Origin of the sequence: Pseudomonas cedrina subsp. cedrina, from assembly GCF_001983175.1 — a bacterium.
Classification (GTDB): Bacteria; Pseudomonadota; Gammaproteobacteria; order Pseudomonadales; family Pseudomonadaceae; genus Aquipseudomonas; species Aquipseudomonas cedrina.
Map to the genome: position 1 here is coordinate 87,612 of NZ_MNPW01000009.1, position 24,737 is coordinate 112,348.

The 24,737-nt window shown below is 61.1% G+C and carries 21 protein-coding genes; 15 read left to right on the forward strand and 6 right to left on the reverse strand.

The annotated features are described in order from the left end of the window. Positions 1-90: 90 nt before the first annotated feature. Entirely contained in the window at positions 91-525 is a 435-nt protein-coding gene (locus BLL36_RS19455; RefSeq protein ID WP_076952957.1) for a MarR family transcriptional regulator, read from the forward strand. A gap of 166 nt (positions 526-691) precedes the next feature. Here BLL36_RS19455 and BLL36_RS19460 read toward each other — a convergent pair whose 3' ends face one another. Beyond that, positions 692-2,884 carry a patatin-like phospholipase family protein gene (locus tag BLL36_RS19460; RefSeq protein ID WP_076952958.1) on the reverse strand — a complete coding sequence of 731 codons (2,193 nt, stop codon included), beginning with the start codon at positions 2,882-2,884 and terminating at the stop codon, positions 692-694. An 84-nt stretch (positions 2,885-2,968) separates the two neighbouring features. On the opposite strand from BLL36_RS19460, the gene BLL36_RS19465 reads away from it, so the two are divergent. Further along, on the forward strand, positions 2,969-3,256 hold the full coding sequence (locus BLL36_RS19465; protein WP_076952959.1) for a SelT/SelW/SelH family protein: 288 nt from the start codon (positions 2,969-2,971) through the stop codon (positions 3,254-3,256). 10 nt (positions 3,257-3,266) lie between these two features. Here BLL36_RS19465 and BLL36_RS19470 read toward each other — a convergent pair whose 3' ends face one another. Further along, a complete protein-coding gene (locus tag BLL36_RS19470; protein WP_076952960.1) occupies positions 3,267-4,151 on the reverse strand; it encodes a DMT family transporter in 885 nt (294 codons plus the stop codon). A 953-nt stretch (positions 4,152-5,104) separates the two neighbouring features. Further along, entirely contained in the window at positions 5,105-5,854 is a 750-nt protein-coding gene (locus BLL36_RS19480) for an AraC family transcriptional regulator (protein WP_076952961.1), read from the reverse strand. A 137-nt stretch (positions 5,855-5,991) separates the two neighbouring features. On the opposite strand from BLL36_RS19480, the gene BLL36_RS19485 reads away from it, so the two are divergent. Then, the gene (locus tag BLL36_RS19485) at positions 5,992-6,801 is read left to right on the forward strand and encodes a UDP-2,3-diacylglucosamine diphosphatase (protein ID WP_076952962.1); all 810 of its coding nucleotides are present in this window, start codon (positions 5,992-5,994) and stop codon (positions 6,799-6,801) included. Between the two features lie 111 nt (positions 6,802-6,912). Here the strand turns inward: BLL36_RS19485 and BLL36_RS19490 are convergent, their stop codons facing one another. The 3 genes from BLL36_RS19490 to phhA form a co-directional block, all read right to left on the reverse strand. Further along, positions 6,913-8,109, reverse strand: coding sequence for an amino acid aminotransferase (locus BLL36_RS19490; RefSeq protein WP_076952963.1), 1,197 nt, complete (start codon positions 8,107-8,109; stop codon positions 6,913-6,915). Then, positions 8,109-8,465: a 4a-hydroxytetrahydrobiopterin dehydratase gene (locus BLL36_RS19495; protein WP_076952964.1), complete on the reverse strand. Its 357-nt coding sequence runs from the start codon at positions 8,463-8,465 to the stop codon at positions 8,109-8,111. The genes BLL36_RS19490 and BLL36_RS19495 overlap by 1 nt, the downstream gene beginning before the upstream one ends. Before the next feature lie 99 nt (positions 8,466-8,564). Further along, a complete protein-coding gene (gene phhA / locus BLL36_RS19500) occupies positions 8,565-9,356 on the reverse strand; it encodes a phenylalanine 4-monooxygenase (protein ID WP_076952965.1) in 792 nt (263 codons plus the stop codon). A 257-nt stretch (positions 9,357-9,613) separates the two neighbouring features. On the opposite strand from phhA, the gene BLL36_RS19505 reads away from it, so the two are divergent. The 12 genes from BLL36_RS19505 (at position 9,614) to fliD (ending at position 24,730) form a co-directional block, all read left to right on the forward strand. After that, positions 9,614-11,179 (forward strand): sigma-54-dependent transcriptional regulator, encoded by a 1,566-nt coding sequence (locus tag BLL36_RS19505; RefSeq protein WP_076952966.1) that lies wholly within the window; start codon positions 9,614-9,616, stop codon positions 11,177-11,179. 307 nt (positions 11,180-11,486) lie between these two features. Then, complete coding sequence (locus BLL36_RS19515; RefSeq protein WP_076952968.1) at positions 11,487-12,227, forward strand: flagellar basal body rod protein FlgF; 741 nt, start codon at positions 11,487-11,489, stop codon at positions 12,225-12,227. A 66-nt stretch (positions 12,228-12,293) separates the two neighbouring features. Continuing rightward, positions 12,294-13,079, forward strand: a complete 786-nt coding sequence (flgG, locus tag BLL36_RS19520; protein ID WP_076952969.1) for a flagellar basal-body rod protein FlgG — start codon at positions 12,294-12,296, stop codon at positions 13,077-13,079. A 52-nt stretch (positions 13,080-13,131) separates the two neighbouring features. Further along, positions 13,132-13,827 (forward strand): flagellar basal body L-ring protein FlgH, encoded by a 696-nt coding sequence (gene flgH, locus BLL36_RS19525; RefSeq protein WP_076952970.1) that lies wholly within the window; start codon positions 13,132-13,134, stop codon positions 13,825-13,827. A 27-nt stretch (positions 13,828-13,854) separates the two neighbouring features. Next, positions 13,855-14,943, forward strand: a complete 1,089-nt coding sequence (locus tag BLL36_RS19530; protein ID WP_076953109.1) for a flagellar basal body P-ring protein FlgI — start codon at positions 13,855-13,857, stop codon at positions 14,941-14,943. A 10-nt stretch (positions 14,944-14,953) separates the two neighbouring features. Continuing rightward, entirely contained in the window at positions 14,954-16,225 is a 1,272-nt protein-coding gene (gene flgJ / locus BLL36_RS19535; RefSeq protein WP_076953110.1) for a flagellar assembly peptidoglycan hydrolase FlgJ, read from the forward strand. 10 nt (positions 16,226-16,235) lie between these two features. Beyond that, positions 16,236-18,287, forward strand: a complete 2,052-nt coding sequence (gene flgK, locus BLL36_RS19540; protein WP_076952971.1) for a flagellar hook-associated protein FlgK — start codon at positions 16,236-16,238, stop codon at positions 18,285-18,287. A gap of 14 nt (positions 18,288-18,301) precedes the next feature. Next, complete coding sequence (locus tag BLL36_RS19545; protein ID WP_076952972.1) at positions 18,302-19,924, forward strand: flagellar hook-associated protein 3; 1,623 nt, start codon at positions 18,302-18,304, stop codon at positions 19,922-19,924. Positions 19,925-20,200: 276 nt separating this feature from the next. Then, the gene (locus tag BLL36_RS19550) at positions 20,201-21,130 is read left to right on the forward strand and encodes a ketoacyl-ACP synthase III (protein WP_076952973.1); all 930 of its coding nucleotides are present in this window, start codon (positions 20,201-20,203) and stop codon (positions 21,128-21,130) included. Between the two features lie 265 nt (positions 21,131-21,395). Beyond that, positions 21,396-22,820 (forward strand): flagellin N-terminal helical domain-containing protein, encoded by a 1,425-nt coding sequence (locus BLL36_RS19555; protein WP_076952974.1) that lies wholly within the window; start codon positions 21,396-21,398, stop codon positions 22,818-22,820. 74 nt (positions 22,821-22,894) lie between these two features. Continuing rightward, positions 22,895-23,245: a flagellar protein FlaG gene (locus tag BLL36_RS19560; RefSeq protein WP_076952975.1), complete on the forward strand. Its 351-nt coding sequence runs from the start codon at positions 22,895-22,897 to the stop codon at positions 23,243-23,245. 81 nt (positions 23,246-23,326) lie between these two features. After that, complete coding sequence (gene fliD, locus BLL36_RS19565; RefSeq protein ID WP_076952976.1) at positions 23,327-24,730, forward strand: flagellar filament capping protein FliD; 1,404 nt, start codon at positions 23,327-23,329, stop codon at positions 24,728-24,730. The last annotated feature ends 7 nt before the right edge of the window (positions 24,731-24,737 follow it).

Genomic DNA, 24,737 nt, shown 5'->3' on the forward strand with positions numbered 1-24,737 from the left:
ACATAGCACCTCTTGCCTAGCGGCAACGCTCATGCTTAGCTGACTAATAATTAGCCAAACTTTATTTTCAGTCTAAAACAAGAGTTTTTTATGCCGTTAACCGATCAACACCGATTTGGCATGCAGTTGGCGCAGATGTCCCGTGGTTGGCGTGCCGAGCTGGATCGCCGTCTGGCGGGGCTGGGCCTGTCCCAGGCACGCTGGCTGGTACTGCTGCACCTTGCGCGTTTCGAAGAAGCGCCCACTCAGCGTGAGCTGGCGCAGAGCGTTGGCGTCGAAGGGCCGACACTGGCCCGTCTGCTGGACAGCCTCGAAGGCCAAGGCCTGGTGCAACGCCAGGCGGTGGTCGAAGACCGTCGTGCCAAGCGCATCCTGTTGTGTGACACCGCCCGGCCGTTGATCGAACAGATCGAAACCATCGCCACTGAGCTGCGGCATGAGCTGTTTGAGGGCGTGAACGAAGCCGATTTGAGCGTGTGCATGCGCGTGCACGGGCGCATCCTGGCGAACCTGGAAAAGTCCTGACCGGTGGGAGCTGGCTTGCCTGCGATGATCGTTCCCACACTCCGCGTGGGAATGCATCCCGTGACGCTCTGCGTCACCTGTAGGCATTGAGTTGTTGGGCGGGACGCGGAGCGTCCCAGGTGGCATTCCCACGCGGAGCGTGGGAACGATCTACATAGACCGGGCTCTAGAACGTCTGCCCCAGGTTCAGATACACCGCCTTCTGATTATCATCATTGAACCCATAGCTGAAATTCAGCGGCCCCAACGGCGTATCAAAGCCGAGGAAGATACTCGCTGCGTTGATGTGGCCGCTGTCGAATTCATTGTCGTTGTTCCATGCCCGGCCACGTTCCAGTGACGCACCCAGGTACAGCGGGAAATCCAGCGGCAAATATGACCGTGGCGTGAGCCTGCGGTAGTACACCGCCCGCATCAGGCTGATGTTCTGGCCCGAGATCGCATCCTGGCGGAAGCCCGACAATTGCCGGGCGCCCCCCAGCAGGAAACTGGAACTCACCACGTTTTCCGAATCGTCCAGGGTGCGCCCATAGCGTCCGCCCAGCACCAGGGTGTCCGGGCCGTGACTCATGGCCTTGTCCAGCTTGAATTCCCATTGGCGGTAGCGTTGGTCCGAGCCCAGGCCCGGTTCGAATTCGCGGTAGGCCAGGCCGATGTCTTCGCCGGTATGGGGAAAGTACACGTTGTCCAGGGAGTCGAAGGAATACTTCAGCTCATAGAAGCCCTCACTGAAGCTCACGCTGGGCAAATCGCGGTCGCCGATGCGCACATCCGCCTTGCCCCAGGCCTCGCCGACGCCGAAGCGGATCTCGCCGCTGTTGCCGATCTGCCTGCCGACGTTCAGGCCGAAACCGTAGCGTTCCAGGCGGTATTCGGAGATGGGATCGTTGTCCAGGATCAGCTCCACGTTCTGCGCCTGGGCCCTGATGTAAGGCGCGACAAAGTAACGCGAACCGGTGTCCATCGGCTGGTAGAACTCGCTGTACAGCTCTTGGCGATCGCCGATCTGCACCCGCGTCAGCCATTCGGCGCCGAGGCGGTTGATGCCGTTGATGCGGTAACTCGCGCCCAGGTTGAAGGCGCTGTCGCCGCGCATGTCATCCGACAGGTTGAGGCCCAGGCGCAAGTAATCGGTGCCGCTGCGTTTGCCGCGCGCGCTGATCACCAGGGTGTTTTGCTGGCCTTTCTTGACCACGCGGTATTGCACCTGCTCGAAGTAATCCAGGCCATAGAGCGTGCCCATGTCCGACTGCAGGCGGCCCAGGTTCAGCGGCTCGTCCAGGGGTTGGCGGATGTAGTAGCGGATCACGTCGTCGCTGACTTTCGAGTCGTTTTCCACATCGATGGCGGTGATGACCGGCGTGCGTTCGCCCGGGGTGCGGGCGGCCATCAATTGTGGGTCGACCTGACCGGCGGGGCGCAGGTGGGCGAGGCGCGCATCGAGGGCAAGGGTGGCGTGGTAGCCGGCGTCGATCATGTCCTTGGCGCGGCCGAAGTCCGTCACGCCATACGCGGCCAGCGGCGGCTGGATCAGCACGTCCCTGGGGTGCAGGTCCTTGAGTTGTTCTTCCGAGTTGCGCCGGGTCATCAGGGTGATGGACTGGTTGAGCACATCGACCACCGTGGCCAGTTGCTTGCGCGAGCGCAGCGGGGTGCCGATGTCGACGACGATGGCGATGTCCACGCCCATTTCCCGCGCCACATCCAGCGGGATGTTATCGGTCATGCCGCCGTCCACCAGCAGTCGGCCGTCCAGTTCCACCGGCGCGAACACGGCCGGGATCGACATGCTGGCGCGGATCACCTGTGGCAGGTGGCCCTTGCGGAACACCACCTTTTCACCGGTGGTGATGTCGGTGGCCACGGCCCTGAAGGGGATGGGCAACTTGTCGAAGTTACGGGTGTTGCTGCTGTGGGCGAACATGCTTTCGAGCAGCAACGCCAGGTTCTGACCCTGGATCACGCCCAGCGGCAGGCCCAGGCTGCCGTCGTCGCGAAAGCTGAGTTTCTGCTTGACCAGGAAATCCCGGTCATCCTGCTTGCGCCGGAACGGCACGTCTTCCCGCGGCGGCGCATCGGACAGCGCCTGTTGCCAGTCGATGCTCAGCGCCAGCTTTTCCAGCTCGTCGATCTTGTAGCCCGACGCGTACAGCCCGCCGATCACCGCGCCCATGCTGGTGCCGGCAATCGCATCGATCTGGATACCTTGCTCCTCCAGTGCCTTGAGCACGCCGATATGCGCCAGCCCACGGGCGGCACCGCCCGACAGCACCAGGCCGATTTTCGGACGTGGCGGTTCAATGGCGTCGGCAAGAAGAGGAAAGAGGCACAGAAGCAGGCAGGACAACAGGCGGCGCATCATGAATCTCGAGGCTGGGCGATAAAGGCCGGTATTATAGCCACCCGACCCTCATCCCTCGTTACGCCTGGAGTCAATCAAATAATGTCGATGAGCAAACCCGAGATCGTCATCACCTATTGCACGCAATGTCAGTGGCTGCTGCGCGCGGCGTGGCTGGCGCAGGAGTTGTTGAGCACATTTGCCGATGATCTTGGCAAAGTGTCCCTGGCGCCGGCCACCGGTGGCGCGTTTTGCATTACCTGCGATGGCGTGCAGATCTGGGAACGCAAGGCCGACGGCGGTTTCCCCGAAGCCAAGGTGCTCAAGCAGCGCGTGCGCGACCAGATCGACCCGCAGCGTGACCTGGGGCACAACGACCGTACGCAATAGCCGTCGGCAATCAGGCCGCCGCAGCCGGCTGTTTGGCCTGGCTGGCGCTGCCCATCAACCCCGACAGCACAATCGCGACGATAATCAGCGCGCCCCCCAGCAGCATGCGCAGCGTCGGAGTTTCGGCAAACAGCAGCCAGGCTGCGGTGATGCCGTAGACCGGCTCCATGGCAAACACCACCGAAGCGGTGCGCGCCTTGATCACCGCAAGGCTGGCCACGAACAGGCTGTGGGCCAGGCCAGTGCAGAACACGCCGAGCAAACCGATCCACAGCCAGTCGATCGCACGCACCTCCGCCAGCCCAGGCGCCGCCACGGGCAACAGGCATGCCGCGACCACCACGTTCTGGCACAGCGCCGCCTGCACCGCCGGAATACGCCCGGAACTGGCGCGATTGTTCAGCGACAACAGGGAAAACAGCAGCCCCGAGGCGATTCCCCAGAGCAACCCGCCGGTGGCTTCGCTGGCCAGATTGAAGTGCGGCGTGACCAGCACCAGGCCGATGCTGACCAGCACCACCAGCAGCACTTCATTGGCGCGGATGCGCTCGCGGAAAATCAACCCTTCAAGGATCACGGTAAAGGCCGGGAAAGCCGTGAAGCCCAGGGTCGCAACGGCCACGCCGGCCACTTTGACGGCAATAAAGAACGTTACCCAATGCGCCGCCAGCAACACGCCACTGACCAGCAGCCGGCGCCAGTCGCGCAGCTCCAGGGTTTTCCAGGCGGTGTTGCTGGCGAACCGCGCAAATATCGCCAGGGCCGCCACGGCAAACACGGCGCGACCAAACACGATGATCGCCGGTGAGGCGGCCGCCAGCTTGCCGAACACGCCGGTAAGGCCGAACATCAATGCGCCGATGTGCAGGGCGCCGAGGGCTGAGCGGGGAGTCATTGGGATCCTTGTATCGAGCGGGTGACAGAAGCGCAGTCTAGTGGGGCGGCTTGTCGGTGTCTGTCGTCCGGCTCGCGATTTTTAGCGTCAGGCTCGTCCTACGTGTGTATGGGGCTGTTGGTTAGGGGGATTGTTCTCGTGGCGGTCTTTGGGAGTGATCGTGTACATATCCGTTATTTAGGTAACGGCTGCTTATGGTTTCGCTCTTACAGCGACTCACTTTTGGAGGGACCCAAAAGTAAGCAAAAGGTCCTCGCCCCACCACTCGGTGCCTCGCCTAGGCTCGGCATGCCCGTAATCCGACATTGATTTGGGGGGCCGCCGCCCACGCGCCATCCATGGCGCGTGGGCGGCTAAACCGGCATCCATGCCGGTTTACCCCCCAAATCAATGTCGAATTCCGGCCAGCGTGGTTGACGGGGCGATCGCAGATCAAGCAAGAGCGCGGCGGCCTTAGAGCCGACCGGTATTTGCTGTCGGTCTCGGTTCAAAATGTGGGAGCTGGCTTGCCTGCGATTGCATCAACTCGGTGTGCCTGATGTACCGAGGTGTCTGCATCGCAGGCAAGCCAGCTCCCACAGAAAAGCAGATCGGTGGAGTGACATCTAACCTGCTCTTGATCTGGCTTTTGATCTTGATCTCAGGCGCCCCGTCAACCACGCTGGCCGAACGCAGGCTTGAATCCGTGGGTAACCCGGCAGGACGCCGGGTTAGCCGTCCTGGGCCAAGGATGGCCCATGACGGCGGCCCACGGATTCAAGCCGGAGTGAGGGCACACCGAGCCTAAGCGAGGTGCCGAGTGGTGGGGCAAGAGCGTTTTGCTTACTTTTGCGCTCTTCAAAAGTGAGCCGCCGTAAGGGCGGAACCAATAGCCGCCATGACCCAAACAACGGATATGTACCCGTTCAACCCCAACAGCCTGGTCGGCCCCAAGGCCGCCACGGCAACAAGCCCTACACATAACGCCGCAGAGAACTCGGCGAGGCCCCAAACTCACGCAACATCGCCGCAGCAAACGCACTCTGCGAGGTATAGCCGACCCGTTCGGCAATCGCGCCGATAGGCAACGGCGTCTTGCGCAAAAGCTCCAGCGCCATATGCAGGCGCCGGCTGCGGATATAGTCCATCGGCGTCTGCCCGCACTCGACCATGAAGCGCGCATGCAAACGCGCCACCGACAGGTCGGCAAGGCGCGCCAGGTCTGCTACTTGCAGCGGGTGCGCCGCGTGTCGCTCGATATGAGCATTGAACGCCGCGTACGGCAGGCGCCGCCCGGCCGGCATCTGGGCCAGCGGATGATTGAGACTGGCCAGTAACAGCACCGCACCTTGCTGCACGATCAGCGGGTCCTCCACTGGGCTCTGTGCCAGCCACTGCACCAATTGGTTTTGCCGCGAGTCCAGCGTCAACCGAGCGGGTTGGGCGAGCAGGCGGCGACTGGCGTCGGCGTGCTCGCCCAATGATTGCAATACCCAGTGCTCGGTGGGCACATCCAGCACCAGGCAGCGGCTGCCATCACGGCTGCCGCAGGCGTGGTGGGCGCTGAAGGGCAGCACCATCACGCTGCTTTCGCGCACCTGGCTGCCACGCCCCTCGACTTCCAGGTCCAGGTGCCCGGACAGGCCGAACACCAATTGCGCATGGTCATGGCTGTGCACGATCGGTGCTTCGAGGTAATGGCGTAGCGTGAGAGCAGGGCTCATCGCGGTCTCCAGGGCGGCAAGCGGCCAGTCTACAACGCTTCGCGGTTGTCGAGCGCTGTCATCAGACTGACGCACAGTTGTCATGGGCTATTAACCGCTGTGGCGCAAGCTCGCGAAAACACCGTCGAGGGATGCCCATGACCAGTGCCGAGTTCGTCAAGCCCAGCCGCAAGCAACGGGTTCGAACCCTGTGGATTTCCGATGTGCACCTGGGCACCCGGGATTGCCAGGCCGAACACTTATCGCAGTTCCTCAAGGGCTACCATGCCGACAAGGTGTACCTGGTGGGGGACATCATCGACGGCTGGAAACTGCGCGGCGGCATGTATTGGCCCCAGGCCCACACCAACGTGATCCGCCGCCTGTTGACCATGGCCAAGCGCGGCACCGAGGTAATCTACGTCACCGGCAACCACGACGAATTCCTGCGCCGTTACTCCAAACTGATCCTGGGCAATATCCAATTGGTGGACGAAGCGATACACGTGACCGCCGATGGCCGCCACTTGCTGGTGATCCACGGTGACCAGTTCGACGTGATCACCCGCTATCACCGCTGGCTGGCGTTCCTCGGCGACTCGGCCTACGAGTTCACCCTTACCCTGAACCGCTGGCTGAACCATTGGCGTGCGCGGTATGGCTATGGTTACTGGTCGCTGTCGGCGTACCTCAAGCACAAGGTCAAGACGGCGGTGAGCTTTATCAGCGATTTCGAAGAAGCCATCGCCCACGAAGTGACCAAGCGCGAGCTGCATGGCGTGGTCTGCGGGCATATTCACCATGCGGAAATTCGTAAGGTGGGCGAGGTGGATTACCTCAACTGCGGGGATTGGGTGGAGTCGTGCACGGCGTTGATCGAGCATTGGGACGGGAGCATCGAGTTGTATCGGTTGGCGGATGCGCAGGCGAAAGCGGCGCTGCTCAAGGCCGAAATGGTTGCGGGCTGAACCTGTGGGAGCTGGCTTGCCTGCGATAGCGGTGTATCAGTGAGCAATGTGGGGCTGACACACCGCTATCGCAGGCAAGCCAGCTCCCACAGTTTTATTGTGTTTCGTCAGCTACATGTTGCAGACGTCGGCGATGGCTTCGGCCAGCAACGCAAGACGCGTCGCATCAACCCCCGCCACATTGGCCCGCCCGGAACTGACCATGTACACGCTGTGTTTCTCGCGCAGTTGCCTGACCTGCTCGGCGCTCAAACCGGTGTAGGAAAACATTCCGCGCTGCGCCCCAATGTGCGCAAACCGCTCCGACAAACCATGGGGCGCCAGCGCTTCCACCAGGCCTGAGCGCAAGTGCGCAATCCGCGAGCGCATGGCTTCGACTTCCTCGCTCCACAGTTGTTTCAGCTCGGCATCGCCCAGGATGGTCGCGACCACTGCCGCGCCATGATCCGGCGGCGTCGACCACAGGTTGCGCGCGGTATTCGCCAGTTGGCTGCGCACATCCGTCAGCTTCTCGGCATCCGCGGCGCACACGATCAGCGCGCCGACGCGGTCGCTGTACAGGCCAAAGTTCTTCGAGCAGGAACTGGTGACCAGGACTTCCGGCAACTCGGCGGCAAACAGCCGCACCGCCCAGGCGTCCTGCTCCAGGCCATCGCCAAAGCCCTGGTAAGCGAAGTCAATCAACGGCAGCAGTTGGCGCTCGCGCACGATCTCGAGCACCTGGCGCCAATCAGCCTGGGACAGGTCGAAACCGGTCGGGTTGTGGCAGCAGGCGTGCAGCAGCACCACATCGCCCTTCGGCACGCTGGACAGGGCGGCGAGCATCGCCGCCACGTCCAGGCGATTGTCCGCCCCCACATACGGGTAATGGCTGACCTTGAGGCCGGCCTTGGCAAAGATAGTTTCATGGATCGGCCAGGTTGGGTCGCTCAGCCATACGCCACGGCCGGGCAGGTGCTGGGCGATGAAGTCGGCGCTCAGGCGCAACGCACCGGTACCGCCCGGGGTTTGGGTGGCGCCGACGCGGCGTTCGCGAATCAGCGCGGAATCGGCGCCGAGTACCAGTTCGCTGATCAGCGTGCCGAACGCGGCATTGCCGTGGCCGCCGATGTAGGTCTTGGTGGCTTGCGAGTCCACCAGGCGCTGCTCGGCGAGTTTGACCGCATGCAGGATGGGCGTAAGGCCCTGGTCATCCTTATAGACGCCCACGCCCAGATCGAACTTGTTCGGGTTGGCGTCCTGGGCGTACAGGTCCATCAGCCCGAGGATCGGGTCGCCGGGCACGCGGCCAATGGCATCGAAGTGCATTACTTGCGGCCCTCGGCATCCTTGGCCACTTCGTCGGTGCGCGCGGCCATGATGAAGTCGTTGCGGTGCAGGCCCTTGATGGAGTGGCTCCACCAGGTCACGGTGACCTTGCCCCATTCGGTAAGCAGGCCGGGGTGATGGCCTTCGGCTTCGGAAATTTCACCCACAGCGTTGGTAAAGGCCAGAGCGAACTTGAAGTTCTTGAACAGGAAAACCTTTTCCAGCTGCATCACGCCGTCGCGCACTTCGATGTTCCAGTCGGGGATCTGCTTGAGCAGTACCGGCAACTCTTCATCGCTGACTTGCGGGGCATCGGCGCGGCAGGCTTCGCAGTGGGCTTGGTTCAAGGTGGTCATGGGAGGTGTCCTGAATTCGAATGATTGAAGATCAGTGCGCGTCACCCTAAAGCAACGCGGGGCCAGGGAGAAGACTCACCTGGCCACAAAATATGAGGTTCACGCAGCCCTGGGCTTGGGCGCAAACTTCGGTGCGTGCAACCCAAGCTGCATGCCGCGCTCGACCATGCCCATGATGTCTTCCTGCGCCACATCGAACAGGCGCTTGAGTTCGGGCAGCACGAAGTACAGCGGTTGCAGGATGTCGATGCGATACGGCGTGCGCATCGCTTCCAGCGGGTCGAACGCCTGGTGCTCGGGCTCGGAGGACAGGCTGTACACCGTCTCCCTGGGCGACGACAGAATGCCGCCGCCGTAGATGCGCCGGCCTTCGGGCGTGTCCACCAGGCCGAACTCGATGGTCATCCAGTACAGGCGCGCCAGGTAGACACGTTGCTCCTTGGTGGCCGCCAGGCCGAGCTTGCCGTAGGTGTGGGTGAATTCGGCGAACCAGGGGTTGGTCAGCAGAGGGCAGTGGCCGAAGATCTCGTGAAAAATGTCCGGCTCTTGCAAGTAATCCAGTTCTTCACGGGTACGAATAAAGGTCGCCACGGGAAACTGCTTGCTGGCGAGCAACTCGAAAAAGGTCTGGAAGGGAATCAGTGCCGGTACGCGGGCCACTTGCCAGCCGGTGGTCTCGGCCAACACCTTATTGATTTCGCCGAGTTGCGGAATGCGATCATGTGGCAGGCCGAGCTTATCGATGCCGTCCAGGTATTCCTGGCAGGCACGGCCCTCGATCACTTTCAACTGGCGAGTGATCAGGGTGTTCCACACCGCGTGTTCTTCCGGCGAGTAGTGGATAAAGCCTTGCGCGTCGGGTTCGCGGGCCACGTATTGCGTCTGCTTCATACGGCTCTCCTGCTAGGCATTCGTTCTTGTTATGTCCTGCTATGGGCTTATTGATAACCCGTGCGCGGCAAGATTCCATCCGCCTGAACAGCCGCCATGTAGGAAGAATTACCGTTTTTCGTAAAGTATTCGTTACGTTTTGGTGGATGGCCGTGGTGTTGGGCTGGGAAATCCCCCTGGACTGTCACATAATCTTGACGACTATCTGCGCCCAGCGACAAAAAGACGCGGCGCCTACCCACCTTTCGAGCTTCTTCATGCGTATCAAAGTGCACTGCCAGAACCGCATCGGCATCCTGCGGGACATTCTCAACCTGCTGGTGGAGTACGGCGTCAACGTTGCCAAGGGCGAGGTCGGCGGTGAGCATGGCAACGCCATTTACCTGTACTGCCCCAACCTTGTGAACATGCAGTTCCAGGCGCTGCGCCCGCAGTTCGAGGCGATTGCCGGCGTATTTGGCGTGAAAAGGGTAGGGCTGATGCCCAGCGAGCGCCGGCACATGGAGCTCAACGCGTTGCTCGGCGCCCTGGAGTTTCCCGTGTTGTCGATCGATATGGGCGGCTCCATCGTCGCCGCCAACCGCGCCGCGGCGCAGTTGCTCGGGGTGCGGGTGGATGAAGTGCCGGGCATTCCGTTGTCGCGCTATGCCGAGGATTTTGACTTGCCGGAGCTGGTGCGAGCGAGCAAATCGCGAATCAATGGCCTGCGGGTCAAGGTCAAGGGTGATGTGTTCCTGGCGGACATCGCGCCGCTGCAGTCTTCCGAACACGATGACAGCGAGGCCATGGCCGGTGCCGTGCTGACCCTGCACCGTGCTGATCGCGTGGGGGAGCGCATCTACAATGTGCGCAAGCAGGAACTGCGCGGCTTTGACAGCATCTTCCAAAGTTCCAAGGTCATGGCCGCCGTGGTCCGTGAAGCCCGACGCATGGCGCCGCTGGATGCGCCTCTATTAATAGAAGGCGAAACCGGCACGGGCAAAGAGCTGTTGGCCCGCGCCTGCCACCTGGCCAGCCCGCGTGGGCAATCGCCGTTGATGGCGCTTAACTGCGCCGGCCTGCCCGAGTCGATGGCCGAGACCGAACTGTTCGGCTACGGCCCGGGCGCCTTTGAAGGCGCACGCGCCGAAGGCAAGCTGGGGCTGCTGGAGCTGACGGCGGGCGGTACCTTGTTTCTTGACGGTGTCGGGGAGATGAGCGCGCGCTTGCAGGTGAAGTTGCTGCGCTTTTTGCAGGACGGCTGCTTTCGGCGGGTCGGCAGTGATGAAGAGGTGTACCTGGATGTGCGGGTGATCTGTGCGACCCAGGTGGACTTGTCCGAACTCTGTGCGCGGGGTGAATTCCGCCAGGATCTCTACCATCGGCTCAATGTGCTGTCCTTGCACATCCCGCCTTTGCGCGAATGCCTGGATGGCTTGGCGCCGTTGGTTGAGCACTTTCTCGACCAGGCCAGCCGACAGATCGGTTGCCCATTACCCAAGCTGGCGCCCGCCGCGATGGATCGCTTGAGCCACTACCACTGGCCCGGTAATGTGCGGCAGTTGGAAAATGTGCTGTTTCAAGCGGTGTCACTGTGCGAGGGCGGCACGGTCAAGGCTGAGCATATTCGGCTGCCGGATTACGGGGTGCGTCAGCCGCTTGGCGATTTTTCGCTGGAGGGAGGGCTTGAAGCGATCGTCGGCCGTTTCGAGAAGGCGGTGTTGGAAAGTTTGTATGCGCAGCATCCCAGCAGTCGGCAGTTGGGCAAGCGGTTGGGGGTTTCTCACACGACCATCGCCAACAAGCTGCGTGATTACGAAATTCTCAAAGCCGAACGCGTTTGAAAATTGTGGGAGCTGGCTTGCCTGCGATAGCGGCCGTTCAGTCACAAATGAGCAACATGACACTCCGCAATCGCAGGCAAGCCAGCTCCCACAGTTGATCCTTGTCGGTTTCAAGGCCGATGCTTGCCGTCGGCGGCAGTAGTCCGCCGTTTTTTCGACTCTCGCCCAACCCTTGAATCTCCATACCCGCCCGCAAACCCCCGTCCCGCCTGCACTTCACCGTCTTCTTCAAAGTTGGTTCGCAAATTGCTTAAGCCTCATCAGTACAGCGGTGGGCGGCAAGCGTCCGTCAGAAAGAGGAAGAAGCGTGGACAAGTACCTTTATGTGGCAATGACCGGCGCCAGCCAGAATGCGCTGGCGCAGAAGGCCCATGCCAACAACCTGGCGAACATCTCCACCAATGGTTTCCAACGTGACCTGGAACAGGCGCGTTCGATGCCGGTGTTCGGTGACAGCTTTCCGGCGCGGGCGTTTGCCCTTACCGAGCGTCCGGCCACCGACTTCACGCCGGGCGCGATGATCGAAACCGGCCGCGACCTCGACGTGGCCGTCAGCGGCGACGGCTGGATGGCCGTGCAGACCCCGGATGGCGGCGAAGCCTACGTGCGCAGCGCCAGCATGAACGTTGACGCGCTGGGCGTACTGCGCGCCGGCAACGGCATGCCGATCATGGGCAACGGTGGCCCGATTGCCGTGCCGCCCCAGCAGAAGATCGAAGTGGGCGCCGACGGCACCATCAGCATCCGCGCCATGGGTGAAGGCCCGCGGGTGATGGCTGAAGTGGACCGCATCAAGCTGGTCCAGCCGGACCTGAAGAACATGACCAAAGGCCTGGACGGCAGCATTCACACCAAGGATGGCCAGCCGGCCCAGGCCGATGCAGGCGTCAAGCTGACCTCGGGCTTCCTGCAGGCCAGCAACGTCAATGCCGTTGAAGAGATGACAGCAGTGCTGGCGCTTGCCAAGCAGTTCGAGCTGCACATCAAGATGATGAACAGCGCCAAAGAAGATGACCAGGCCATGACCCGCGTCATGCAGATGAGCTGACAGGCGACCCCCGAATTCTAATTGTGTAACGCGGCGCCAACAAACAGGCGCGCAGAGGAGAACAGCATGCTTCCGGCTCTATGGGTTGCCAAAACAGGCCTGTCCGCCCAGGACACCAACCTGACCACCATTTCCAACAACTTGGCCAACGTGTCGACCACGGGTTTCAAACGTGACCGTGCCGAGTTCCAGGACTTGCTCTATCAGATCAAGAAACAGCCTGGCGCCCAGTCGACCCAGGACAGCGAGCTGCCGTCGGGCCTGCAATTGGGTACCGGTGTGGCGATCGTCGGCACCCAGAAGAACTTCAGCGCCGGTAACCTGCAACAGACCGGCCAGCCGCTGGACATGGCGATCAACGGCCGTGGCTTCTTCCAGATCCTGCAACCGGATGGCACTACTTCCTACACCCGTGACGGTACTTTCCACCTGGACTCCAACGGCCAGATCGTCACCGCCAACGGGTTTGCCCTGGAGCCGGCCGTGATCGTGCCCGCCGATGCCAAGACCTTCACCGTCGGCAACGACGGCACCGTGTCCATCACTGTCGCCGGCAACCCGGCCTCGCAAGTGATCGGCAACCTGCAAACCGCCGACTTCATCAACCCGGCCGGCCTGCAGGCGATGGGCAACAACCTGTTCCTGGAAACCGCTTCCAGCGGCGCGCCGCAAATCGGCACCCCTGGCCTGAACGGTTTCGGCACCACGCTGCAAAGCACCCTGGAAACCTCCAACGTGAGCACGGTTGAGGAGATGGTCAACATGATCACCACCCAGCGCGCCTACGAGATGAACTCCAAGGTGATCTCCACCGCCGACCAGATGCTTTCGTTCGTCACGCAGAATCTGTAATCAAGTCTATGGGCGCCCCCGGGGGCGCCGGCAACACCGTGAGGTTAGGGTCATGAATCGCTTTGTTTCTGTTCTGGCATTGAGTGGGATCGCCGTGCTCGCGGGCTGTGTCGCCCCGCCGCCGAAACCCAATGACCCGTACTACGCGCCGGTGTTGCCACGCACGCCATTGCCGGCGGCGGCCAACAATGGCTCGATCTACCAGGCCGGTTTCGAACAGAACCTGTACAGCGACCGCAAGGCGTTCCGGGTCGGTGACATCATCACCATCACCCTGAACGAGCGCACCCAGGCCAGCAAGAACGCCAACTCCCAGGTGGGCAAGACCAGCAAGGCCGGCATTGGCCTGACGTCGTTGTTCGGCGCCGTGCCTAATGTCAACAACCCGCTGGGCGATGGCGACCTGAGCCTGAGCGCCGGCTACAGCGGCGACCGCGCCACCAACGGCAAGAGCGCGGCGGGGCAGGGCAACAGCCTGACCGGTTCGATCACCGTGACCGTCGCCGATGTATTGCCCAACGGCATCATCGCCGTGCGCGGCGAGAAGTGGATGACCCTCAACACTGGCGATGAGCTGGTGCGTATCGCGGGGATGGTCCGCGCCGATGACATTTCCACCGACAACACCGTGCCGTCCACGCGGATTGCCGATGCGCGCATCACCTATTCCGGTACCGGTGCTTTCGCCGATGCGAGCCAGCCTGGCTGGTTCGACCGTTTCTTCCTCAGCCCGCTGTTTCCTTTCTAGGTGGCCACTTTGAAACTCAAACAGCTGATGGCGGCCGCATTGTTGCTGAGCCTGAGCGCCGTCGCCCAGGCCGAGCGCCTGAAAGACATCGCCAGTATCTCCGGCGTGCGCTCCAACCAGTTGATCGGCTACGGCCTGGTGGTGGGGCTCAGCGGTACGGGTGACCAGACCACCCAGACCCCGTTCACCCTGCAGACCTTCAACAACATGCTCTCGCAGTTCGGCATCAAGGTGCCGGCGGGTTCGGGCAACGTGCAGCTCAAAAACGTCGCGGCGGTGTCGATCAGTGCTGACTTGCCGGCGTTTTCCAAGCCGGGCCAGGTGGTGGACATCACCGTGTCGTCCATCGGTAACTCCAAAAGCCTGCGTGGCGGCACCTTGCTGATGACGCCCCTCAAGGGTATCGACGGCAACGTCTACGCCATCGCCCAGGGCAACCTGGTGGTGGGCGGCTTTGATGCCGAAGGTCGCGACGGTTCGAAGATCACCGTCAACGTGCCGTCGGCGGGTCGTATTCCCGGCGGCGCCACGGTTGAACGCACCGTGCCCAGCGGTTTCAACCAGGGCAACAGCCTGACCTTGAACCTCAACCGCTCCGACTTCACCACCGCCAAGCGCGTGGTCGACAAGATCAACGACATGCTCGGCCCTGGCGTGGCCCAGGCCATCGACGGCGGCTCGATCCGTGTGACGGCGCCGCTGGACCCAAGCCAGCGCGTCGACTACTTGTCGATCCTGGAAAACCTCGAGGTCGACCCGGGCCAGGCGGTGGCCAAAGTCATCATCAACTCGCGCACCGGTACCATCGTGATCGGCCAGAACGTCAAGGTCTCGCCGGCGGCGGTGACCCACGGCAGCCTGACCGTGACCATCACCGAAGACCCGATCGTCAGCCAGCCCGGGCCGTTGTCCAACGGCCAGACGGCGGTAGTGCCACGTTCGCGCGTCAATGCCGAGCAAGAAGCCAAGCCGATGTTCAAGTTCGGCCCCGGCACCACTCTGGATGAGATTGTCCGCGCGGTGAACCAGGTGGGCGCAGCGCCCGGCGACTTGATGGCGATCCTTGAAGCTTTGAAACAGGCCGGCGCCTTGCAAGCCGACCTGATCGTGATCTGAGGCCATGGCCATGGCCATGGACATGCGCAAGAGCGGTATCAGCAGCACGGCGGACTCGGGGTCCTACTCCGACTTGAACCGGCTTAACCAGCTCAAGGTCGGCGACGACAAGAACAGCGAAGGCAACATGCGCAAGGTGGCGCAGGAGTTCGAGTCGCTGTTCTTGAACGAAATGCTCAAATCGATGCGTTCGGCTACCGACGCCCTGGGCAAGGACAACCCGCTGAACACCCCGGCGGCCAAGCAGTACCAGGAAATGTACGACCAGCAACTGGCGGTCTCGATGTCCCGCGAAGGCGGGGGTATCGGCCTGGCCGACGTGCTGATGCGCCAGATGCAAAAGAACAAACCGGTGGAGGCCCAGGCCGCCACCCTGCAGGGCCCGGCAGCGGCAACGGCTGCGAAGAAGGCCGATGTGCCGACCGAAATTGCCGCAGGCACCCAGGCTGAAGGTCCGTTGGGGCGCTCCAATGGCCAGCGTCCGCTGTGGGCGTACCGCGTGGCTGAACCCCAGGCTGGCGCCGCGGCATCCCACGGCAACGACATGGAACTGATGAACCAGCGCCGTATCGCCTTGCCGAGCAAGCTGACCGATCGCCTGCTCGCCGGCATCGTGCCGACCACCCAGGTCGCCACCGAAGCCAAGGCCGCGCCGCTGCGTAACAGCGCCTTGCAAGACAATGTGGTCAACAGTGCTGCGCGCAGCTTTGCCGTGCCCAGCGACCGTATGCAGATTTACAGCCGCGCCGTGGCCCAGCCACCGTTGGCGCCGGCGAAGAAAGCCTTCAGTTCGCAGGATGAATTCGTCGCCACCATGTTGCCGATGGCCAAGGCGGCCGCCGCGCGCATTGGTGTCGATCCGAAGTACCTGGTGGCCCAGGCGGCCCTGGAAACCGGTTGGGGCAAATCGGTGATGCGCGCCGAAGACGGCAGCAGCAGCCACAACCTGTTCGGCATCAAGGCCGGCCAGAGTTGGCAGGGCGGCCAGGCCCGCGCGATCACCAGCGAGTTCCGTGATGGGGCAATGGTCAAGGAAACGGCGCAGTTCCGTTCCTACAACTCCTACCAGGACAGCTTCCATGACCTGGTGACCTTGCTGCAAAGCAATGATCGCTATAAAGAAGTTGTGAAATCGGCCGACAACCCGGAACAGTTTGTACGCGAGTTGCAGAAAGCCGGGTACGCCACCGACCCGGCCTACGCCAGCAAGATTTCGCAGATCGCCAAAACGATGGACAGTTACCAGAATTACGCTGCCGCTGGCGCAACCACTCATTTATAAGGTCTGAACCATGAGTTTGCTCAATATCGGGATGTCGGGGCTTAACGCCGCTCAAGGATCGTTGACGGTCTTGAGTAACAACATCGCCAACGCCAACACGGCCGGCTATTCGCGTCAGCAGACCACCCAGAGCGCGAACGCGTCGAACCCGTTCGGCGGCGTATTCATCGGCAGCGGCACCACCCTGGCCGACGTGCGCCGGGTGTACAACGAATACCTGGACACGGCCTACCAGAACAGCACCTCGCTCAACGCTGACGCCAGGGCGTACCTGGACCAGGTGAGCGCCGTGGATAAAACGCTCTCGGACAAGACCACTGGTATGTCGGCGGTGCTCAGCGATTTCTTCGCCGCGGTCCAGTCCGCCTCGGCCAGCCCGAACAATACGTCGACCCGCCAGATCCTGCTGACCAGCGCCCAGACCTTGAGCAACCGGTTCAACTCGATCTCCAGTCAGTTGAGCCAGCAGAAAGAAACCATCAACAGCCAACTGACCTCCCTGACCGATCAGGTCAACCAGCTGACGACGTCGATTGCTTCGCTCAATAAGCAGATCAATCAGGTGCAGGGTTCTTCGAACACCACGCCGGCCAACCTGCTGGATGCGCGCGCCGAAGCCGTGCGCTCGCTCAATGAACTGGTCGGTGTCACCGTCGGCGAAAAGAACGGCGTGTTCAGTGTCAGCACCGGCAGTGGGCAATCCTTGGTGCTGGGCGATCGGTCCAACGCCCTGTCCGCCGTGCCGAGCAAGAGCGACGCCAGCCAGTACACGATCCAGCTCAATGCCGAAGGCGGCGGTACGACCATGGACCTGGGCAACGTAATCAGCGGGGGCAGCATCGGCGGCTTGTTGCGCTACCGCAGCGACGTCTTGGTGCCGGCCATCAATGACCTGGGCCGCATTGCGATTGTCACTGCCGACACGATCAACAGCCAGTTGGGCCAGGGTCTCGACCTGAACGGCGAGTTCGGTGCGTCGATGTTCAAGGACATCAACAACGCGGCGTCCGTCGCCCTGCGCAGCGTGGGCGCCCAGGGTAACCAGGGTGCCGGTAGCCTGGGTGTGACGATCAAGGACACCAGTAAACTCACCAACTTCGACTACAAGGTCAGCTTCAACGACCCGGCCGACCTCAACAAGGTCACCGTGCTGCGCTCCGATGGCAAGGCCATGGGCAACTTTGATATCAGCGCCACGCCGCCCGCGGTGATCGACGGCTTTACCCTGGAACTCAAGAACGGCCCGATGCAGGCCGGCGACAGCTTCAAGGTCAGCCCGACCGCCAGCGGCGCCAAGGACATCGGTACCGTCCTCACCGACCCGAACAAGGTTGCGTTTGCCGCTCCGTTGAAAGGGGAGGCGAGCAAAACCAACCAGGGCACCGGCAGCTTTACCCCGCCGACCCTGACCCTGCCCCTGGATATCCAGGGCGGCGCCGATACCGCGCAACTGCGCGTCGGTATCGAAAGCTCGATGCCGGTGAAGATGGTCTTCGCCAAGCCCGCGGCCGACGGCACCCAGGCCTATACGCTCAATGATGCCAAGGGCGATCCCATCGGTTCCGGCACCATCATCCCGGGGCAGGCGAACAAGATCACCATCAACGTGCCGATGCGTGATGCCAGCGGTGCCCTGGTGGTGCCGGCCAAGAGCTTCGGCTTCGATACCTCGGTGGCGGGTTCGCCGGCGCCGGGTGACAGCACCACGTTTTCGTTCAATGCCACGGGCGAGTCCGACAACCGTAACGCCCAGCAACTGCTCAACCTGCAAACCAAGGCGACCGTGGGCGTGGCGACCGATGGCACCGGCGGCACCAGCCTGGTGGGGGCCAACAGCAAGTTGGTGTCCACGGTGGGCGCCAAGGCCGCTGCGGCCACCACGGACACCACTGCCACCAACGCGTTGCTGGCGGCCAACAAAAATGCGCGCAACTCCGTGTCCCAGGTCAACCTGGACGAAGAGGCGGGCGACATGATCAAGTTCCAGCAGTACTACACAGCGTCGTCGCAGATCATCAAGGCTGCGCAAGAAACCTTCAGCACGCTGATCAATAGTCTTTAAGGGAGTCTGGGACGATGCGCATTTCTACACAGCAGTATTTCGACACCAGTGCCGCCAAGTACCAGAACAACTATTCCGGTGTGGTCAAGGCGCAGGAGCAGGCGAGCTCCGGCGTGCGCGTGCAAACCGCTGGGGATGACCCGGTGGCCGCGCAGCGTTTGCTCATGCTGCAGCAGCAGAAAGATATGCTGGCGCAGTTCAGCGGCAATATCACCAACCTTCAGAGCTCGCTGACCAACGAAGAAGGCGTGCTGCAGGCGATCACCCAGACGATCCAGGCGGCCAGCCAATTGGCGCTGAAGGCCGGTGGTGTGACCAGCGATGCCGACCGCAAATCCATCTCGGTGGAGGTGGGCGCCCTTGAAGACCAACTGCTGGGCTTGCTCAACAGCAAGGATGCGTCGGGCAACTATCTGTTTTCCGGCTCCAAGACCGATACCCCGCCGTACGCGCGCAACATTGACGGCACCTACAACTATCAGGGTGACGAAAACGAGCTGAGCCTGCAGGTGTCCGAAACCCTGAGCGTGCGCACTGGCGACACCGGCAAGAGCATTCTGGAAGGGGCGGCCAACAACAGTCGCACCCAGACCCAGTACACCACGCCGGCACCGGTGCCACCTGCGACCACGCCGTCTGCGGTGGATGACAAAAAAGTCTCCATTTCGGCCGGTTTGGTGACCTCGGGTATCGACTACACCAAGTCGTTCGCCGACGGCCAGCCCTACAAGCTGACCTTCACCAGCAGCACCCAATACGTGGTGCGCGACAAAGACAACAACGACATCACGTCGCAGCTCCCAGGCAACGGAACCTTTGATGCCACCAAGGAAGGCAGCGCCAGCATCAACCTGCGCGGGGTCAAGTTCGATATTGCCGTCGACCTCACCGACATTTCTACCGGCCCGGTTGCCGATGCGATGGTTGCCGGCCGCGAGTTCAGCCTGGCGGCCAAGCCGGACGTGTTCAACGTGTCGCGAACCGCGAGCAACACCTCGGCGACCCAGTTGACCAACGCCACCATCAGCAGCCCGGCCAAATATGCCAGCACCTTTCCCGCCAACAGCGGCGTGCTGATCAAGTTCAGCGACACCGACCCGTCGGCGTTCCAGGTGTTTACGCAGCCGTACAGCGCCAACAGCAAGGCGATTGACTCGGGCGTCATCGACACGACGACCACGCCCAATTCCATCACGGCGGCCGGCGTGACCTTTGGCCTGAGTGCCGCGCCTGCGGTCGGCGATCAGTTTTCGGTCGGCGCCAGCACCCAGAAAACCCAGAGCGCCCTCGACACCCTGAGCCAGTTGCGCAAAGCCCTGGAGCTGCCGGCCGATGGCATTCCCGGTGCCCGGGTGAAGCTGCAGGACGCCTTGAACGCCGCGGTCAGTAACCTGACCAGTTCGGCGGACCAGGTCGACAACGTGCGCGGCTCCGTCGGTGCTCGGCAGAACGCGCTAGATGTGCAGGCCTCCGAGAACCAAAGCGTGGGCCTGGCCAACAAGACGACGATGAGTGCCCTGGCGAACATCGACATGGGCGAAGCGGCGATCAACCTGACCCTGCAGCAGACCATGCTGGAAGCCTCGCAGCTGGCCTTCGTGAAAATCTCGCAGTTGAGCCTGTTCAACAAGATGTAAGCGGGGTTACGTCAAGCGGCCCGCTCTGGAAACAGGGCGGGCCGTTGTCGTTTGCGGGGTTTAATTGTTTGAAGGTTTTGCATAAAGCACACACAATTAGGTGACCTGCGGGTCATAAAGCGCATCTTCACTGTATCGTGTGAAAAGGATAAGTCGTCACAGGATCCTTGCGGGACGGCTTTCAGCGAGATTTTTATGGGGTTATCCCCTTTATTGTCAGCACTCCGGGCGCAGGCCCAGGGGTGTTCTCCAGCTATTTAGTATTGGGAAGCCACAATGATTGGCATAAAAAGCATCGCCAGTTACGTGCCGGCAGACGGTATCGATAACTACGCCCAGGGTGCGAAGTTCGCCAAGGATGAAGAATTCATCATTGGCAAGATCGGTTCGGCGTTCCTGCCGCGCAAGGAAGCCGCGCAGGAAACCTCCGATCTGTGTGTCGAGGCGGTCAACGCTTTGTTTGCCAACAACCCGGATTTGAAGCGCGAGTCGATTGACGCGCTGATCGTCGTCACCCAGAACGGTGATGAAGAGGGCTTGCCCCATACCGCTGCCATCGTCCAGGACAAGCTGGGCCTGCCGACGCATGTCGCGGCGTTTGATATTTCCCTGGGCTGCTCCGGCTACGTCTACGGCATCTACGCGATGAAGGGCTTCATGGAAGCCGCCGGCCTGAAAAACGGCCTGCTGGTCACCGCCGACCCGTACTCGAAGATCGTCGACCCGGAAGATCGCAACACCACCATGTTGTTTGGTGATGCCGCCACCGCCACCTGGATGGGCGAAGACGCACCGTGGTTGCTGGGCAAAGCCAAGTTCGGCACCGACGGTTCCGGCGCGCCGCACCTCAAGGTCAGCAACGGCGTGTTCTTCATGAACGGTCGCCAAGTGTTCAACTTTGCCTTGCTCAAGGTGCCCGCGCATCTGCACGAGCTGCTCAATGAGTCGAATCTCAAGGCCGATGAGATCGATGCGTTCTGCATCCACCAGGGCAGTGCGGCCATTGTCGACGCCGTGGCGCGGCGTTTCGAAGATGCGCCGGTGGACAAGTTCATCAAGGACATGGTCGAGACCGGCAACACCGTGTCGTCGAGCATTCCATTGCTGCTGGAAAAGCACGTGATGGACGCCACCTGGAAGCGCGTGGCTATCAGCGGTTTTGGCGTGGGCCTGTCGTGGGGTTCGGCGATTCTTTACCGTCCGTGACGGGTTAAACGCTCAAATAACAAAACGCCGATGATCGCCAGATCATCGGCGTTTTTTTATTGGCGCCAGAAAAGCCAATGAATCCGGGGTTTTGGGCCGCTGTAACCCATTGAAATGCAAGGGGTGGCACGGTGCTAGTAAAAAATTTCAAAAAAAGACTCAAGCAACCGGCTACCACGACGATAACTATTACGTAGGTTCTCAGGCCACACCCGGCGGTTGCCAGGGCCGGAAGCCGCAGTATCCATCCAACGAGGATTTCGTCATGGCTTTAACAGTAAACACCAACATTGCTTCGATCACTACTCAGGGCAACCTGAACAAAGCCGGCGGCGCCCTGGCCACTTCCATGCAGCGCCTGTCTTCCGGCCTGCGTATCAACAGCGCTAAAGACGACGCTGCCGGCCTGCAGATCGCTAACCGCCTGACCAGCCAAATCAACGGCCTGGGCCAAGCAGTCAAGAACGTGAACGACGGTATCTCGATCGCTCAGACCGCTGAAGGCGCGATGCAGGCTTCGACCGACATCCTGCAAAAAATGCGTACCCTGGCTCTGTCCTCGGCAACTGGTTCCCTCAGCCCTGACGACCGTAAGTCGAACAACGACGAATACCAGGCTCTGACTTCGGAACTGACCCGTATCTCGACTACTACCACCTTCGGTGGCCAGAAGTTGCTGGACGGTTCGTACGGTACCAAAGCCATCCAGGTTGGCGCAAACGCTAACGAAACCATCAACCTGAGCCTGGAAAACGTTTCGGCCAACAACATCGGCTCCCAGCAGCTGAAAAGCGTTGCCATCGCTCCAGGTACCGGTACTGTTGCCGGTGATATCACCGTCACTGGTAACGGCCAGTCCGGTACCTACACTGCTGTTGCCGGCGACTCGGCTAAAACCATCGCCAGCAACCTGAACGGCATCATCGGTGGCCTGACTGCAACTGCCAGCACCGAAGCCAAGTTCTCTGTAGACCAAGCGGCAGCCACCACTGCCCCTGCCTCGTTCACCCTCAAAGTCGGCAGCGCCACCGTTGACTTCAAGGGCGTTACCAGCCAAGCCGGCCTGGCCGACCAACTGAAATCCAACGCCGCTAAACTGGGCATCAGCGTCAGCTACGACGAAAGCAAAAAGACTCTGGAAATCAAGTCCGACACCGGTGAAAACATCGTGGTCAGCGGTTCGACTGCTCCAGGTTCGGTGACTGTTGCTGCCAAAGACGGTGCTGGTGCTTACGGTGCTGCTGTTGCACTGGCCGACAACCTGATCGTTACCGGTCAAGTGTCGCTGGACTCCGCCAAAGGCTACTCCCTGGCTGGCGCTGGTGTTGCAGGTCTGTTCGCTGCCGGTGCTGCTACCGAAGCTGCTGCGACCAAGACCACCGTTGCTCAAACCGACGTGACCGACGCCACCAAGGCCCAAAACGCCCTGGCTGTCATCGACAAAGCCATCGGCACCATCGACGGTGTTCGTTCGGGCCTGGGTGCTACCCAGAACCGTCTGACTACCACTGCAGACAACCTGCAGAACATTCAGAAGAACTCCACCGCTGCACGCTCCACCGTTCAGGACGTCGACTTCGCTTCCGAAACCGCCGAGCTGACCAAGCAACAAACCCTGCAATCGGCTTCCACCGCGATCCTGTCGCAGGCTAACCAGCTGCCATCCGCTGTACTGAAGCTGCTTCAGTAACACCAGCGCTTGGTAACTAACGGAAGGGCGCGTCTACGTGCCCTTCCGTTTTTTCGGTTTAGAGGAGATTGGACATGGACATGAGTGTAAAGCTGAACCAGTCTTATCCGCCGGTTGCCCCCCAAGGCGCACCTGTGCAGGTGACCGCCGACAAGAGCGTTGCCAAGGTTCAGGAGGTGGCGCCTGCAGGCAAAGAGGCTGAGCGTGCCGACCTGGAAAAAGCCGTCACTGATATTCGCGAATTCGTACAAGCTTCCGAGCGTAAACTGGACTTTTCAATCGATGACTCCACCCATCGTGTGGTGGTCAAGGTCATCGCCACCGACAGCGGTGAAGTGATTCGCCAGATTCCGTCGGAAACGGCATTGAAACTGGCCCAGAACCTTTCCAGCGCAAGCCACTTGTTGTTTGACGACAAGGTCTGAGCTGGCATGAAATTTGTTGCTGTCCTGTCTTGAGGCGTCATAAGTCAAGATAACGGCAGCCACCGAACAGGAGAGACGAAGATGGCGGGTCCAACCATAAGTGGTATCGGTTCGAACATCGATACGCAAAAGATCGTGACTGCCTTGGTCGATGCCGAAAAGGTGCCCAAGCAATCGCAGATCAATACCGCTTCTGCGAAGGCAACCACTCAGCTGTCTTCGATCGGCAAGATTCAGGCGGCGCTGGATGCCTTCCGTGGTGCCCTGGACACAATGGCCAAGGACAGCAGTTTCACTGGGTTGACCGGCTCGTCCTCGGATGAAAAAGTCGCCACCATGAAGGCCAGCAATACGGCGTCCAATGGCAGTTTCCGTCTGATTATCGATCAGTTGGCCCAGGCGTCGAAGCTGTCGACCACCACGTTCAAGAATGGTACCGCTTCGGTGGTCAATGCCACTGGCACGGCGACCAAGCTGACCATTACCCAGTCTGACAAGAGCTACGACCTGAGCATACCTGCCGGCGCGACCCTGCAGCAGGTGCGCGACTCGATCAATACGCAGTTTTCGACTGCGGGCCTGAGTGCCAACATTCTCACCGACTCGAACGGTTCGCGGTTGATCCTGACGTCCACCAAAATGGGGACCGGTTCGGATATCACCCTGTCCGGCAACTCCGGGCTCGATGTCGGTGCGACCGTGGTCGACGAGCCACAAGATGCCAAATACAGCATCGATGGCATTCCGGCTGTTTCCAAGAGCAATACCATCACGGGCGCCTTGAGTGGCGTGGACATCACGCTGGTAGCGGTTTCGCCGACCAAGATTGCCAATGATCCTGACAAGAATCCTGTGCGCACTGCCACGCTTATTACCGTCAGCACCAACAACACGGCACTCAAGTCCGGCGTGAAGGGTTTCCTGGATACCTACAATGCGCTGATGACCGCCATAAACGCAGAAACCAAGGTCACCAAGAACGCGGATGGCAGCACGACCCCGGCGACCCTGACCGGCGATTCAACCATGCGCTCGCTGCAGTCTGCGATTCGCAACGAGTTCAACATGCTCTCCGGGACAGGCCAGCTCAAGTCCCTGGCTCAGTTTGGTATGACGACCAGTTCCACCACGGGTTTGCTGACGCTGGATGATAAGAAGTGGGACGCGGCGGTGAAGACCAACGCGGCCGATATCAACAGTATGTTCACCGGCCCCACCGGTATGCTGGCGCGCATGAAAACTGCTACCGAAGACTACGCCAAGGCCACCACTGGCGTTTTGGCCACGCGCTCGTCATCTCTATCGGATTCGTTGAGAGACATCGGCAAGCAGCAAGCGGCCCTGGAAGAGCGCATGACCCTGCTCACCAGCAGCCTCTCCGCCAAATACAACGCCATGGACACCCTGGTCGCCCAACTGCGCCAGCAAAGCACCAGCGTCATGACCACGCTCAATGCTTTGAACAACCCAAAGACCAATAATTGATCCCTTG